The sequence below is a fragment of the Lysinibacillus telephonicus genome, assembly GCF_039654155.1.
GTDB lineage: Bacteria > Bacillota > Bacilli > Bacillales_A > Planococcaceae > Ureibacillus > Ureibacillus telephonicus.
This window is the reverse complement of sequence record NZ_CP155468.1, coordinates 887,855-904,425: the sequence shown is the minus strand read 5'-3', so window position 1 is coordinate 904,425 and position 16,571 is coordinate 887,855. Positions and strand designations below refer to the sequence as shown.

The 16,571-nt window shown below is 33.3% G+C and carries 11 protein-coding genes; 4 read left to right on the top strand and 7 right to left on the bottom strand.

Annotation, left to right across the window (positions count from 1 at the left end; all coding sequences use genetic code 11):
* Positions 1 to 563: 563 nt before the first annotated feature.
* From MKY04_RS04235 to MKY04_RS04225, 3 genes are all read right to left on the bottom strand, one after another.
* Positions 564 to 1,244, bottom strand: a complete 681-nt coding sequence (locus tag MKY04_RS04235) for an S-layer homology domain-containing protein (protein ID WP_246020287.1) — start codon at positions 1,242 to 1,244, stop codon at positions 564 to 566.
* Between the two features lie 47 nt (positions 1,245 to 1,291).
* Entirely contained in the window at positions 1,292 to 4,051 is a 2,760-nt protein-coding gene (locus MKY04_RS04230) for an S-layer homology domain-containing protein (protein WP_346235372.1), read from the bottom strand.
* Between the two features lie 207 nt (positions 4,052 to 4,258).
* Positions 4,259 to 6,154, bottom strand: a complete 1,896-nt coding sequence (locus MKY04_RS04225; RefSeq protein WP_346235371.1) for an S-layer homology domain-containing protein — start codon at positions 6,152 to 6,154, stop codon at positions 4,259 to 4,261.
* Positions 6,155 to 6,973: 819 nt separating this feature from the next.
* On the opposite strand from MKY04_RS04225, the gene MKY04_RS04220 reads away from it, so the two are divergent.
* Positions 6,974 to 7,462, top strand: coding sequence for a hypothetical protein (locus tag MKY04_RS04220; RefSeq protein WP_126294237.1), 489 nt, complete (start codon positions 6,974 to 6,976; stop codon positions 7,460 to 7,462).
* 52 nt (positions 7,463 to 7,514) lie between these two features.
* On the opposite strand, the gene MKY04_RS04215 is transcribed toward MKY04_RS04220, so the two are convergent.
* A complete protein-coding gene (locus MKY04_RS04215; protein ID WP_126294236.1) occupies positions 7,515 to 7,940 on the bottom strand; it encodes a YiaA/YiaB family inner membrane protein in 426 nt (141 codons plus the stop codon).
* Positions 7,941 to 8,283: 343 nt separating this feature from the next.
* On the opposite strand from MKY04_RS04215, the gene MKY04_RS04210 reads away from it, so the two are divergent.
* Positions 8,284 to 9,753 carry a carbon starvation CstA family protein gene (locus tag MKY04_RS04210; RefSeq protein ID WP_346235370.1) on the top strand — a complete coding sequence of 490 codons (1,470 nt, stop codon included), beginning with the start codon at positions 8,284 to 8,286 and terminating at the stop codon, positions 9,751 to 9,753.
* A 490-nt stretch (positions 9,754 to 10,243) separates the two neighbouring features.
* A complete protein-coding gene (locus MKY04_RS04205; RefSeq protein WP_126294234.1) occupies positions 10,244 to 11,713 on the top strand; it encodes a carbon starvation CstA family protein in 1,470 nt (489 codons plus the stop codon).
* A gap of 1,171 nt (positions 11,714 to 12,884) precedes the next feature.
* Here MKY04_RS04205 and MKY04_RS04200 read toward each other — a convergent pair.
* Positions 12,885 to 13,334, bottom strand: a complete 450-nt coding sequence (locus tag MKY04_RS04200) for a competence protein ComK (RefSeq protein ID WP_346235369.1) — start codon at positions 13,332 to 13,334, stop codon at positions 12,885 to 12,887.
* A 352-nt stretch (positions 13,335 to 13,686) separates the two neighbouring features.
* Here MKY04_RS04200 and MKY04_RS04195 point away from each other — a divergent pair, with 352 nt between their 5' ends.
* On the top strand, positions 13,687 to 14,187 hold the full coding sequence (locus tag MKY04_RS04195; RefSeq protein WP_346235368.1) for a sigma-70 family RNA polymerase sigma factor: 501 nt from the start codon (positions 13,687 to 13,689) through the stop codon (positions 14,185 to 14,187).
* Positions 14,188 to 14,282: 95 nt separating this feature from the next.
* Here the strand turns inward: MKY04_RS04195 and MKY04_RS04190 are convergent, their stop codons facing one another.
* Both MKY04_RS04190 and MKY04_RS04185 read right to left on the bottom strand, forming a co-directional pair.
* On the bottom strand, positions 14,283 to 14,426 hold the full coding sequence (locus MKY04_RS04190; RefSeq protein WP_185807697.1) for a hypothetical protein: 144 nt from the start codon (positions 14,424 to 14,426) through the stop codon (positions 14,283 to 14,285).
* Between the two features lie 296 nt (positions 14,427 to 14,722).
* Positions 14,723 to 16,378 carry a pre-peptidase C-terminal domain-containing protein gene (locus MKY04_RS04185; RefSeq protein WP_346235367.1) on the bottom strand — a complete coding sequence of 552 codons (1,656 nt, stop codon included), beginning with the start codon at positions 16,376 to 16,378 and terminating at the stop codon, positions 14,723 to 14,725.
* Positions 16,379 to 16,571: the final 193 nt, after the last annotated feature.

The following is a 16,571-nucleotide window of genomic DNA, read 5'->3' as shown; positions in this document are numbered from 1 at the left end:
TATAGATTAGCATACTTTAGGAAAGGCGATGTTTTGCTGAAATGTGGGGATTTTTTAGATTAGGTTCTGGAATTTTTTTAAGTTGATTATACTTATTAATCGGATTGCATTGCTTAGGGATTTTTTTGTGGAGTTTGGATAAGTTTTACTTCTTTTTCTGCGATTCGAAATTATTTACGCTGTGTGAAGTATTATTTACTTGCTTTTGAGGAATTTTTACGCGGGTTTTATTCTTTTTTACGTGGTTTGAATTTTTTACGCGGTTTCTCTGCTTTTTTACGCGGTTTGAAGTATTATTTACGTGCTTTCGGGGAATTTTTACGCGGGTTTTATTCTTTTTTACGTGGTTTGAATTTTTTACGCGGTTTCTCTGCTTTTTTACGCGGTTTGAAGCATTATTTACTTGCTTTCAAAGAATTTTTACGCGATTTCTTTTCTTAATTTATACGATTCAAATTTTTTACTCAACTTCAATTCACTCAAGCTGACAAATCTCTCACCTATACCTAAAATAAGCATAAAAAACACGCTCTCAACCTGAGAACGTGTTCAAAAGCCCGAGACTATTCAACCGAAATAATCTCTAATGCAGGTTCTGTTGCTTCAATTGCATTAAATAAAAATGAAGCAAGTTGTCCGCGTTTTAATTTGCCATTTGGGCTGAATGTTGTCTCTGTTGTACCTACCGTAATTTGATAGTCAACTAATGTTTGAATATAACGTTTAGTGTTTGTATCCGTTAATTTATTTACATCAACAAACTTTGAATTAGTTGTTGTTGCGATGTCTAAATCAAACCCTAATGTTAGCATTTTTGCCATTTGGGATCTTGTTAATGTGTTATTCGGCTTAAATGTATCGCCATAGCCACTGATGATGTTGTTTTCAAACAACGCTGCAATTGCTCCATAATATTTGCTTGATGAAGGCACATCTTTAAAACCTGGGTTTTGTACATTTTGAGTATCAAGCTGTAGGGCGTTCGCTAAATATAACGCCGCATCACCACGAGTTGCTTCTTGATTTGGTTTAAACTCAGTCGCTGTAATGCCAGTTACGATGTCTTCATTATACAATGTAACAATTGCATTATAATGTGAATTGTTTGTGCTTACATCAGTAAAAGGATTAGTTAACTCCTCGGCAGTTGGAGCATTATTAAACATAGACCCTGTTATTACTGTGGCTAATACAAAAGCAGAAGCAATTTTGCCCCACTGCTTCTTTGATTTGTTACGAAACATTTGAAGCCCCCCTATGAAAATTTTAAATAAAACTCTTTTTTATTATATTACCAGAACGTAGATTGTACATATATTGTCGTTGATTCCCATTCTGTTTTATTGCCACTAAGATCTGTAATTTCTTTGTTTGGTTTAACTTTAATTGTAAGTCTCATCGCCTTATCTTCATCTTCATCATTTGAAACCGTTAAAATAATTTTCTTTCTATCAGAAGGATGAAGTTTCGAAGTTACTTCAAATGAATTTCCTTCATTATCTTTAATAACAAAATAATTGTCCTCAATATCGGCTAGTTCTTCATTAAACTTCAATGTAATTTCAAGTTCATTTGTTACGGTAGCATTTAGGAAAATCGGTTTACGGTTCTCATACATATCGACTAGTTTATTAAATTCTTTCATCTTTTCAAAAGAACCTTCAGCTCTTATATTTTTTATTTTTAAATTTGGTGATTTTCCTGAAGTCGAGCTGCCACGGACAATAAGTTCTACCTGGTAAGGTTTTGAAGCATAATAATTTGCACTTTCAATTCGATATCCAGCAAGCTGATAGTTATTTTTATTTTCCGCATCAGCCTGGTTTACAGGATAATTAAAATTGATTAATAATCGATTATTTTCTTCAATATCATCTGATGAACGAGAGGATTCAATTGTTACTACCTCTAAACGACTATTATTAATGTTATAATCCACAGAACGCGTAAATTTCACATCCTCCGCATTATAAACAGCCATATTACGTTCATTTGTAACACCATCAAACGTTAAGTTTACAAGATACTCGGCATCTTCAAGATCTATATCTTTCAATAGCTCTCTCAATAATACTCGAACAACTTTCTTATTTGTTTTGTCTGTTCGCACGATTGCTTTGTTTGTGGACGGAATTTGATTTGTTACACCATTATGGACGTAGACTCCATCGATAGACACCGTCGCATCTTTTTCTGCCATAATATTTCGGTCAAACGTTATATATAAATACTCATTGTTTTCTTCTCTAACAACTTGTGTATCAATCACTGAAGACCTCGTAGAATCAGAAGTAAAAGTATGTGTTGTTTTAAAAGTAGCTGTCTCGCCTGATATATCTGAAATCGTATGGCCATTAGCTGTTGAAATTGTCACATTGCCTTGTAGGTAATCCCCAACTGTTACAATAAATGATGCTAAATCATCCTTATCCTGCTCAACAGACTCCACTGCAACAGTAGAACCTCCCTGAATGATTTGTAAATCTGATTTCCAAATTGGAGATAAGTCTTCAGAAAAAGTTAATTTAAACTGCTTAGCACCAAGCTGTGTAACCGATTCTAAAACGGGTTTTACCCCATCCTCATCCGCTTTACGCAGTTCAATTTCTAACTGCTCTGGCGAAGAAGTATTCCCTGCAATATCCGTTATCACACCAAATTTCACATATATCTTCGTATTTCCCTCAAGCTCTTCACCATTAGACGTAGCGTTAGACAAATCAAACACTACCTCAGTAGCATTCCTTTCAATCTTTCCTGTTATATTACTTACCGTTTGTCCACCTGCTAGTTTAAATTGAGGTGTATCACTTACACTTTTAATTGGTTCAGAGAAAATAACTTTCACTTTATCGCCGCTAAGCTTTTGGATTCCATTTATTTTCGGTTCTACATTATCCTCATTGAAAAAGAACGTTCCTTCATAATTCGATAACGTATAGCCTTTCATTGATTTGACGCCATTAATTTTTAGACGATATCGTTCATTTAACGCCTCTTCATCATCAATTGTAATTTTATAAGATCGTTTATCTTCACTTATTTCACCTTTATTTAATGAAACAGAGCCAACATTATCTATTCCAGTAAGTTTAAACATTGATTCTAGCTTTTCTGAGTCAGTTGTCGAATCAAGATTTATTTCCTGATTAAAATAAATCGTAAATTGACCACCATTATTACTTTTTACATCGTCAACCTTCAACTGGCTAATGCTATAAGTGACTTTAGCAGAGTATGAAACATTATCGATTTCAAATGAAACTGTTGTAGGGACATTTTCTTCAAGTGAATCTTTTAGTTCTACATGATGAGTTGTGTCATCTGAAAGTGTTACCTCAAGCTCATTTGCTGATAAAACTTCTACCTCTTTAACAGTTAATGCCGGAATACGTACATTGCTCATGTTATAAAACATTGATGCAAACTGGCCACGCTCTGTAACAGACTTAGGGTTAAAGGAAGAAGCCTTCGTTATATCAAAATAATCAAGTACTTTAATTGCTCTTTGTGCTTCATTCGTCGCTTCACCCAAATCTCTTATCTCAATGTTGAAGTTTTGATTTGCAACATAGTCAATATAATCAAAATTATGTATTGTTGAAAATGCGCGCACTAAAACAACCGCCATATGTTCCCGGCGCATTTCTTCATTCGGTAATAGTTGACCATTATTCCCGTTAAATACTCCGACATCCTTTACCAATGCTGCATATTGAAGCAGCTCATCAGAAGTATTTTTGGATAGATCCGAGTAACGCATGTTAGACTTATAATCATTAGGAATTTTATATCCTATGGAAACTAAATATTTCCCTAATATTTTTACGACATCTGAACGAGTCAAACCTTTCCCTGGTTTAAACGTTCCGTCAGCATATCCATTAATAATCCCTTGTTTGACTAGAGCCTCTATCGCAAATTGGTGTGAGTTTCCATTAATATCGGAAAATAATGCTGCACTTGTAGAAATTGGAGCTACTGTTGAAACAACAACCGCTGCAGCTGACAGACCTGTCAAATATTGAAAACGTTTCGATTTTTTCTTCATATGTCTCCCCTCCAAAAAATAATGGGTATATTACCATTCTATAGCATTTCTGGATGATTGCCATTAGAAAAACACAATTTGTATCAAAATAATGCCAGTTGCTGTCTTTTTAATGTTGATTTTCACTCATTTCTTTTATCTACTAATAAAAAATGCCGATTATGAAATGGATCATAATCGACATAAAAAATTTCTATATTAGATGAATTATTTTTTAGCTGTTAATGCAATAGCAGTTTCAAATTTAATTGAATTACCATTTACATCTGTAATATCTGTACCTTCAAGACCAACGATTGTTAATTGCTTTTGCATATCATCAGTTGTCAAATCAGAAACTACAACAGAGATTGTATTTGCTGATGTTGCTTCAGCATCTAGAAGATTCGCATCAAATTTGATTGGGGCTTCAAATGCTTTTCCATCTACATAAACTTCGAAGTCGTTAACAGCAGCTTCGTTTAGTTTAATAGCTTCTGAGAAGGTAATTTCGATTGTTTTTGTTGCAGCATCTAATGTAGCAGATTCAACAGTCGGAGCAGCGTCCTCTTCTTCTTTAGTGAATTCTACTAATTTAGTAGCCGTTTCTCCTGCTTCACCTGAAAGATCAGTGAATGAAGATACTTCTACATAGTAAGCAGCACTGTTGAATTTAGAGCTTGCAGTAACGTGAAATAAAGTTGGATCTTTTTCATCAACTTCAACGGTAGTAATTTCTAATGAATCAGCTGTAGTTCCTAATTTTACAGTTGGGTTTGCAAGTAATTTCTCGGAAACTTTAATTGTAAATGTGTTTTCACCTGTTTGAGTGATTGTTTCTACTGTTGGAGCTACACCATCTTTTTCACCTTTAACTATTGTGAAAGTTGCTGGGTTTGGATCCAATAAGTTGCCAGCGATATCCTTTGCATCAGTAATTGTTGCTGTAAATTCCTTTTTAGCTTCAACATCTTGATTAATCGTTAATGTTAATACTGTTTGCTCTTCATTTAATGATTTTCCAACAGCTACTTCTTGGCCTTGTGCATCTTTGAAAGTAATTTTACCTACTGCGTCAGCTTGTACTGGCTCTGAGAAATTCACTTTGTAAACTAAAGATGAAACCTGTTCTGTTGTAAATGTTGGTGCTTGCGTATCATTAAAGTGAACAGTTGTATTATATGAAGGAACAAACTCACCGGCTGCACCTTTAACCGTTTCGGAATCGATTACGACATTGTAATCACCATCGAAGAATGCATTATTTTTAATGTCTGTTGAAATTGTAAGTGCTTTTCCATCTTCACTTAATCTATATGATAAAGTGCTAGTATCTGATGTTGTCACACCAACTTTTTCAACTTTAACTGCTTGTAAGTTGGCTTGCGTACCATCAATCGGTTGTGTGAATTCTACTACAATTTTTGAAGAATCTATAGTTGTTACAGATGCAACTTCTAATTCTTCTTCATATGTAATTGTCTCGATTGTACGATTTAGGAAAGATGCGAATTGTGCACGTGTTACAGAGTTTTTTGGTTCAAACTTCTCAACAATTGAAATACCTAAGTTGCGTAATGCTTGAATTTCTTCACGTGATTCAGCTTTAGCAGATGTAAGATCAGCTACTACTAAGTCTTTTGCATTTTCTGCAATTTCAACTAATGAAGTACCTGTAACTGCTTTGTAAGCACGGTCTAATGTCAACGCCATGTTTTCACGAGAAATATGGCCTCCAGCGTTTAATTTGCCGTTAGATCCGATAAAAACACCTGCCTCTTTTACTAATGCAGCGTATTTTACTAACTCTTGGTCTTTAGCACCAACTTCCACATCATCGAATCGTTGAACTGTATTCCAATCAGCAGGGATTTCAAAACCTTGTTTTTCCACCCACTTACCAAGCATTTTAACAACATGTCCACGTGTTAATTGAGCGTTGGGGCGGAATGAACCATCTTCATATCCTTTAATAATTCCAGCTTCAACTAATGCATTGATTGCTTCAGCGTGTGAATTGTTTTCTTTCACATCATCGAATGCCGCAGATGCTACTGGAACGAATGCAGATGCTACTAACGTTGCCGTAGTTGCTGTTGCCATGAATTTTGAATATTTCTTCATAAAAAAATCCCCCTGGATATCAAAATATTATCATCTTTACTGTTACCTATTAAATACGATAACTTTTTACAGTATACTTTTAATCTTTTTGTAAAATCAAAGGTAAATAGTGTCATTGAATGATTTACCAATATTGTCGGGGATTTAATATTGTAGTTATGATTTTCTAAAAAATTAATATATCGTTTATATTTTTGATATTTTTTTGATATCGAATACAAAAAACAAGAGCACAAGTACGAATACTTGTGCTCTTGTTTTTGGGCTACCAACCATTTTTCTTAATGACTGTTAATATATGCATGATGAGGAAAAATTCTTTTACAAATTAAGTCTACCATTTCTTTCAAAAAAGAACAATCTTAATTTACTATCCTTTTTCGTAGAATGATGATTTATTATGTATTTTTTTGACAAAAATAGTAGATAGATTCATTTTAAAACTCAAATTTTTATAAAAGGGAAGATTTCGACCACTCCAGAATTCGAGTAAACCTTACCAATTTATGGTTGATATAGCTTCAGACATAGTTTAGTATAAGTAAAGGTAAATTATGTTTAAACCATTATTAAACGTTTGAACGGTATTAACTTGGCTTTAAAGTGTTCTAAATCGTAAATTCATACATATTAGAGAATCGTTAGGCGTTAAGCAATACCCGAGTTTTTTAAAAAAAAATTATTTTTAGGAGAAATCTCTTATCCTAGCAGGATAAATTAATTAAATTAAGTTTACGATTTCTAAATTTATTGCAACAACATATATTATCTTTGATTCCTTTCATGGGGGGAAAAAAATAAGTGAAAGGAGGTGTTTTTATGTCTTCATACAACAGTTATTCAAGTGAATATGATGCTTTATTTGGGGGCTTACTTTTAACGTTTATAATTGTTGGTATAGTATTAGGTATTCTAGGTTATATTATTACGGCAATTATTTTCTATAATGCTGCCAAAACAAATGGATTAGCCGAAATCGCTTTCTGGTCATGGATTCCTATTGCCAATGCGTATGTTTTATTTGCACTAGGCTCAATTAAAACATCAACTGATGAAATTAAAAAAGATGCGCTAAAATTCCTGTTAATTTACATTGCACTTGCCATCATTTCCATCATTCCATTTATCGGTATTCTAGCATCTATTGCACTTATGGTAATATCCATTTATTATATTTACCGTTTGTTCTACCGCTGGATAGGAGATACTGGGAAATCCATTCTATTCGTTTTCCTAACATTTATAACATGTAGTATTTTCTATTACGTTTATGGCTTATTACGCATGAAAAAACCATTTGTAGCTTAATAAAAAATACCTGGCATACAAACATCACAGAATGTTTGTGTGCCAGGTACAATTATTCTTCTTTTTCAATTATTGCGTCTTGTACTTCTTTGTGTTCCTCTAAATATACTTGACGGTCACGAATAACTTTTGCAAGAGCTACAGATGTATATGTTGTAAATAAAATCCCCATCCAGTAATAGCCCTTTTCAACAAAAATCCATTCTGTGTTCCATACTGCAATCATACCAATACTAAATGATACAATCATAGAAAGCCACGCCAAAAATAAATATTCAGGGGCTGTTTTAATACCTTCATTTCTATCACGTAAAACTTTTACTAATGAAAATGCAGAAAAAGTTATCCAACCTAAACAAATAGTATAAAATCCTCGTTCAACCAACATCCAGTCTGTGTTCCAAATAGCAATTAGGACAAAACTAAACGATACAAGAAATGCTGCCCATGTTAAGAAGAAAAATTCTTTACTTTGCATATAGGTTTCCTCCACATATTCTATTATGCTAATGTTCAAACCCCTACATATTTAATTTCACAAAACATTCTATGTGACCGAATACGAAACTATGTAGGATCCCTCAATCCCTGATACTTAAATCAATTCTTTAGAGTATAAGAAATTCGCTCATCCAACATTGGAAATCGCACATAGAGTCCCGAAATTCGCTCATAAACCTTGAAAATCCGCTCATAAAGTCCCCAGATTCGCTCATAAACCTTGGAAATCCGCTCATAAAGTCTGAAATAAATTAAATTATTGTCCTATTATAGTGTGTTATTATTTCAATAGTGAATATTAAAAGGATGGTGGACTTAAGTTGATAACGCTTCAAGTCTGTATTGCGTTGTTAATTCTTGCTTATTTTACATATGGAAAATACGTGGAAAAAGTTTTTGGGGCTAACGGTGAGCGTCAAACGCCAGCTTATGTAAATGCAGATGGAGTTGACTTTGTTCCAATGTCGACTTCAAAAAATTCTTTAATCCAGCTGCTTAATATAGCTGGAACTGGGCCTGTATTCGGACCGATTGTAGGGGCACTTTATGGACCTGTTGCATTTATTTGGATTGTTGTTGGCTGTATCTTTGCAGGAGCAGTTCATGATTACCTAACGGGGATGATTTCGATTCGAAACAAAGGAGCTCATTTACCTGAATTAGTGTCAATATTTTTAGGGAAATATATGAAGCATGTCGTAAATGTTTTTGCACTACTATTATTACTTTTAATTGGTACAGTGTTTGTAACTTCACCTGCAATGCTGATTAATAATCTATTGGAAGGTCAAATATCAATAGAAGTTATTGTTGCTGTAATTTTCTTTTATTATATTTTAGCTTCTATTTTGCCTGTAGATAAAATTATCGGTCGTCTCTATCCACTATTTGGAGCATTGTTAGTTATTTCTGCTTTGGGTGTTGGATTCGGATTAATTGTAACAGGTGCACCAATTCCGGAATTATCTTTTACTAATATGCATCCAAATGAATTACCGATATTTCCATTAATATTCTTTACGATTACTTGCGGTGCGTTATCAGGATTCCACGCAACACAAACACCTATCATTTCTCGTACTACACAAAATGAAAACCAAGGTCGTAAAATTTTCTACGGAATGATGGTTGCAGAAGGGATTATTTCTTTAATTTGGGCTGCAGCTGCAATGAGTTTATTTGGAGGTTCCGAGGGGCTATATGAGGTTCTTACTACAGGTGGACCAGCAGCTGTAGTAAGTCAAGTTGCATTATTAATATTAGGGTCGATTGGTGGTACTTTAGCAATTTTAGGTGTAATCGTATTACCTATCACCTCTGGAGATACAGCATTCCGTGCAGCACGAATGATTATAGCTGACTATTTTAAAATGGGACAAGCAAAATTATTTAGCCGTTTATGCGTTGCAATTCCATTATTTATCATTTCCTATAGTTTAACCAAAATTAATTTCAGTAATTTATGGGTTTACTTCTCTTGGGCAAACCAAGTAACAGCAGCAATTGTACTTTGGGTAGGTGCAATGTATTTATTTCATGCAAAGAAAAATCACTGGATAGCAACTATTCCAGCGACCTTTATGACATATATGGTAATTGTTTATATTCTTTATGAGCCATCTATGGGCTTTGGCATCTCATTAAACGCTTCATTCATTGGCGGTATAGTGGCAACAATTGCAATTTTATCAGTATTCTTCAACTTCGCCTACAAAAATCGTGGAACAGCTTTTATTCTTGATGAAGATGTATCCCGATTTCAAATCGCAAGCAAAGTAGAACAAGATTAGAAGTACTTGAAGGCGAGGATGAGTTCCTCGTCTTTTAAATAGCATGGTTTTAAGTAGACATCTCTATGATCTTTGTAATATTTAATCGGTTTCATATATATATACGAAGTTTAATGTAATATTTACGCTATTTGTCTTTATATTTACGTATTTTTTAGATATTTAATCGTTTTATCTCAGTATAGGTATTTGCACATATTCCTCGAAAAATCGTTCATAAATTCTGAGTATTCATCGTTAATTGCACCCTTTTTCAATCTTCCATAAAAATAATGAGTATTTCTTTTGGTAGAAAAATAATTTTAGTGAGCGATCTATTAAGTTCTTATTTTAAATGTTCAATTTCTCCGCTTACACATAGGAAAAAGCTTTATCAAATAAAGAATAGCTCTGTTATATAAAAATAGTATTGTTGTTATATAACATCATATGTTATTATCGTTTTAGTAGTGAATATTGCGAATATTTCAAAAGGGATGGGGGACTTATAATGATTACATTTCTAGTATGTATCGTATTATTAATCGTTGGTTATTTTACGTATGGAAAATACGTAGAAAAAGTCTTTGGGGAGAGACCAGACCGACCAACACCAGCTTATGTAAATTCAGATGGAGTTGACTATGTTCCAATGTCTACTCCGAAAAATTCATTAATCCAGTTGCTTAACATTGCTGGTACTGGACCAGTATTCGGTCCAATTGCAGGGGCTCTTTACGGACCTGTTGCATTTATTTGGATTGTGGTTGGCTGTATTTTTGCAGGTGCAGTTCATGATTATTTAACTGGTATGATTTCGATTCGAAACAAAGGGGCTCATTTACCAGAACTAGTTTCAAAGTTCCTTGGGAAATTTATGAAACATGTTGTAAATGTTTTTGCGTTATTATTATTACTTTTAGTTGGAACCGTTTTCGTTACTTCTCCAGCTATGCTTATAAATAATTTACTAGATGGTCGAGTAGCACTTGGTATTATCGTAGGAGTAATCTTCTTGTATTATATTTTAGCTACGCTTTTACCAGTTGATAAAATCATCGGTCGATTATACCCATACTTTGGAGCGCTATTAGTAATTTCAGCGGTAGGTGTAGGAATTGGACTAATTGTAACAGGAGCACCAATTCCAGAATTATCGTTTACAAATATGCATCCAGGTAATTTACCGATTTTCCCATTAATATTCTTTACAATTACTTGTGGTGCATTATCAGGATTCCATGCAACACAAACACCTATCATTTCTCGTACAACTCAAAATGAGAAACAAGGCCGTAAAATTTTCTATGGAATGATGATTGCTGAAGGTATTATTGCGATGATTTGGGCTGCTGCTTCTATGAGTTTATTTGGCGGATACGATGGGCTAAACGAAGTAATTGCTGCTGGTGGTCCTGCAGCTGTTGTAAGTGAAGTTTCATTATTAATGCTAGGCTCCATTGGCGGTACATTAGCTGTTTTAGGTGTTATCGTGTTACCTGTTACTTCTGGGGACACAGCATTCCGTGCAGCTCGTATGATTATCGCAGAATATTTTAAATTTGGGCAAGCAAAATTATTAAGCCGTTTATGGATTGCAATTCCATTATTCGTTATTTCTTATGGGTTAACAAAAATAGATTTTAATATTTTATGGCGCTATTTCTCATGGGCAAACCAAGTAACCGCAGTAATTGCACTTTGGGTGGGAGCAATGTATTTATTCCTTGCAAGGAAAAATTACTGGATTGCAACAATTCCAGCAACCTTTATGACGTATATGGTAATCGTTTATATTCTTTACGAACCAACAATGGGCTTCGGCATCCCATTAAACGCTTCATTCATTGGTGGTGTAGTGGCAACAATTGCAATTCTAGCAGTCTTCTTCAACGCCGCACACAAAAAGCGCGGTACTTCCTTCTTACTGGATGAAGACGTATCCGGATACCAAATAGCAAGTACAGTAGAACAAGATTAGAATAACTTGAAGGCGAGGATGAGCTCCTCGCCTTTTCAATTGCACGGTTTTAGTATTAAGGATACACATATAGGATGTTTATTGTGCTATATATTTACGCGGTTATTAATTGTCTACTTTCAGTTGATATTTACGTGGTTTTGGGTGATATTTACGTGGTTTGATTTAATTTTTACGTGGTTTCGAGTTGGATTTACGCGGGTTCACTAGTTTTTTACGCGGTTTGATTTTTTTACGCGATTTCACTTGATATTTACGTGGTTTGATTTAATTTTTACGTGGTTTCGAGTTGGATTTACGCGGTTTCACTAGTTTTTTACGCGGTTTGATTTTTTTACGCGATTTCACTTGATATTTACGTGGTTTGATTTAATTTTTACGTGGTTTCGAGTTGGATTTACGCGGTTTCACTAGTTTTTTACGCGGTTTGAATTTTTTATGCGATTTCACTTGATATTTACGTGGTTTAATTTAATTTTTACGTGGTTTCGAGTTGGATTTACGCGGTTTCACTAGTTTTTTACGCGGTTTGATTTTTTTACGCGATTTCACTTGATATTTACGTGGTTTGATTTAATTTTTACGTGGTTTCGAGTTGGATTTACGCAGGTTCACTAGTTTTTTACGCGGTTTGATTTTTTCACGTAATTTCAATTCATATTTACGAAATTTAAATACAAAAAGAGACTAATCCTGATTAACTGTATTAGGATTAGTCTCTTTCCTCTGTACCAGAACTGATTGTAAGCGTTTTCTTTTCATAGTACATAAGTTTACAAGAAATTAATTTCTATCACAACACCGACTCTACAGCTCTAACCACTAGTTATATAGAAAAAGGCAAGAATGATTAGTACAATCAATAAAACAAATGTAATCAAGAAGTCTGATTTTTTTCTTTCTTCGACAATTCTCATAAATAAACGAATAATGACTAGGGTTAAAGCAATACAAATAATGCCTAAAAGAAATTTAAAAATATAGACCCCCCCTTACTTTATTGTATGCCTATATTGTGTATCATGTACACTATAAATTCAGAAAATTACAAATTTTAATTCTCTAAAACAAAAAGCAAATTCACTTTTCCTTCATTCCTGAAAGCATTCCCTTAATAAATAAAAGATAATTTATGTAGTTATTAAAAAGTCATAAGTAAACGCTTACAAAATCACAACATAAACTTAACTAATAGTTCAAATCCCTTTAGTTTTCTTTGTCTTATCGCTTCTAAGGAGAGATCTATTGGCAGTTTGACGTGAGGATTAAAGATAATCTCACTAAAGGAGTTGCATTTCTTTATTTTAAAGTTCAAATCAAGTATCCAAATCGTTTCTTTTGTGTAGTAACAGGGAGCTTGGATTGCGACTCGAGGTAAGCTTTCAGAAATTAGAATAGGCGGATTTTTGATATAACCGAGCATTTCACGTGAAGCATGTAAACGTCCAAGTAAAGTAGAACCATATTCTAAACAAAGATTTTCTATAATTTTTTGAACAGGTTCCTTTGAAAAAACATGGCCTTGATCAGTGTAAATTATCGATGAATGCATCCCATTATAATAAGGAGCAATTGCGTGACAAGCATGTTCTTTCAAAATTTTCATTTCTTCAAAACACATAAATACTCCTCCCCTAATTGAATTACTTTCACTTTGATAACTTCCATACACCTAATAAACAAAAAATGGTAATTATGGATAATATTTTAAAAATTATTCCTAAAATTATCAATATTTAGAATTTGAAAGTCGAAAAACTATCACATTTAAAATTTGCTAGCAGAATCCATCCCTAAAAATAGTTGTTATTTCAATAACTTACTAGGAAAACATTGTAAATTACTATTAAAAATTCCCGTAATTCTCCTAGAAAATCTCTTAAATAGTGAGTTCGCTTCCATAAATAATCTTATGTACGATAGAGCCACCATGGAATAACGGACTTGCGCGCTCGTCATTAAGGAAGAAGTAAATGCAAACTTTTGACGAAGTATTTGAGAAATATTCACCTATGATATCGCATGTATTGAAAAGAACAAATATATACAAAAATCATGATTACTATCGACAAAGTGCAGCAATTGCACTTTGGAAAGCATGGCAAAACTACGACGAAACCCTAGGTGATTTCGCTCCATATGCATATCGAACGATGTTAACAACAATCTATACAGAGATGAGGAAGGATAACCAATATAATGGTAGAAACATTGCGTACGATAAAGAAGAACTTGTAAATATAGCACAGTATTACGAAATGAAAAATCGTTCAAATTTCGATTTTGGGCAACTGGAGGATATACTATCTCAATTAAAGCTTGAAGAGTACAACTTACTTATGAATCTATATGTTTATCAATACTCATATAAAGAACTTGCAAAAATTGAAAACATACCTCTTTCAACTTTAAAAAAACGCCGGGACCGATTAATAAAAAAAATTCGAGAAATGATTGTCCACCGAACATCATAATCATCAAAAAAAGGAATCAAACGCAAAATATGCGCTTAATCCCTTTTATAATTTAAATCGTCTGTGTGCTGGGTACAAAAGGTGTACCTGGCACATTATTCGCTTTTTTCTAAAAGGACTTTTAGTTTTTCAGATAGTTCTTGGATTAGTTCTTGAACTGTAATAGAAGATTCATTGCCTCTATGTATGCCATATTCTAAAATGCGTTTTAATTCTTCTTGTATATCATCTGTCATCATTTCTACGATGCCTCCAATGCCCCCAAGTAATACAAATGCATTTAATGTTACTTAAACTATTATATGTGTTTAAAAGAAATCTGTCCCTTAAGTCCATTGTTACAATTGTATATTAAAAGGTGCTAAAATTTCAAAAATCTACAACTATATTTCTTACTAGATTATTATTTTTTTATCCTACCATTACTATCTTTCTAATTTGTATGCATGACAATTTTTTCGTATAAAAAAGAGCGTAAACAAAGTCGATTCTGACTATGTCTACACTCTAAACAGTATGATAGAGATAATATTCTCTATTTTAACTGTGGATTAATTCCTTTTTGAGAAAGACGATACATGAAGGTAATCGCTTGAGCTCTTGTAATCTTTCCATCTGGGTTGAAGTTATTATAATTTTTAGGTTTTGATGGATTGATTCCTGTTGTTATATCGTGTGTATATAACCATTGTACTGATTCTTGTTCAGTCATATTTTTGCCAGTATAAACTTTTGCTAAAATTTTGGCCACATCTCCACGACGCAAAGGACTATTTGGCTTATTTGTTACCTCAATTTTTTTGTTGTTAGCCATCTCATAATAGTTGTTATACCACTGTCCACTAGTTGAATCCTTGGCTTCATTTGGAAATGCATATCTTAATACCATCGCTAACATTTGTGCTTCCGTAATATTTTTATTTGGATTTAAACGATTTGACTGTTTATCTCCTGTTAAAATATTATTATTAATTCCCCAAGTAAAGGATTCTACCCAATACTCACCAGGTCGAAAATCCTTATAGAATGTAATATCGGTACTAAATGTGTCTGCTATTCGCAGATTATATTGAACGTTTCTGCTTACACCTTGGCTAGGCTGAATTTTTATAAAATAGATACCTTGCGGCAACGTAATATTGCTAATTTTCGATAAGCTGCCATTACCATACTCAGTATACATTTCTTCATTTATACTAAAAAGTTGATCAGTAATTTCTACTTTGAACGTCGAATTTTTAGGCTGTGTTAAATATAAATCAAAATTAGTATTTTTTGTTACATGTAAACGATAGTAATCAACATCGGCACTCGAACTAATAACACCTTGTTTTATTTGTCCAGTTAAAATTTCATTTGCTGAAGAAGATGTTCCATTATTTTCTACCTCGAATGAATCATTCTTTTTGAAGTGAACAGTAAATTCATAAGGGATGTTTGCTAAATCCCCCTCTTTTGTTTTGATTCTTAAATAATACGTACCCTCTGGCAAACCAGTATGAATAATTGTATCCGTACTAGAATTATAATCCGTATCGTAAATTTCCATTTCTGTAAATGCAGAATTTAATAAAGAAACTTCAAATTTTGTTCTAGTTGATTGGGCAATGTCGATTTTCAATTCACCATTCGAAGGAACTTTAAAAGTAAATAGGTCGTTACTCGTATCTGCAAAACCAAAGTATTTTTGATTAAATGAAATCGAGTTGGCAGTACTACGATCGTTGTTTAGCTCTTTTTCAAAATAATCACTTTGTGTAAACTTTAGACCTAAAGTGTAAGGAACTTTGTCACTTACTCCCTTGTAGTGTTCAACTTTTACGTAGTAAGTTCCTACATCAAGCCCTTGTGAAAATAGTAGCTCCACTCCATTATCTGCACCGTTAACTGTTTCATAATTTTCAATTTCTCTTTGAACTGAGTTGTATAATGTTACACGATATTGCGTACTTGTACTACGATTTATACTAATATCTAACTTACCTGCCTTAGATAATGTGAACTTATAAAAATCCTTATTTGAAGCATTTGTTAATTCACCATTAATTCTTACCGACTCATTTCCAACTTTAACTGATGTAGCTCCTGAAAAGGAATCGTTTGTAGTTTCAGCTGCCGCTTTTGCTTGAACATCATTTAATAAAAATGCAAAGCAAAGCACGATTAACAGTGAATATATCCACTTTTTCATTTTATATCCCCCCAATTATCGGTTTATCACATGTATAATTTTAACAAGCAAAGGAATATCTAGGAGGCCTATTTTAATATATAGTTCATAAGTCTATAAAAAACTCGAAAATTAAGGAAGAAAGCCATCTAAAGTTTTAGTAATCCTGGAATAGTTCTCTATATAAAAATTCTTTGAATTAATTGAGCAGTTA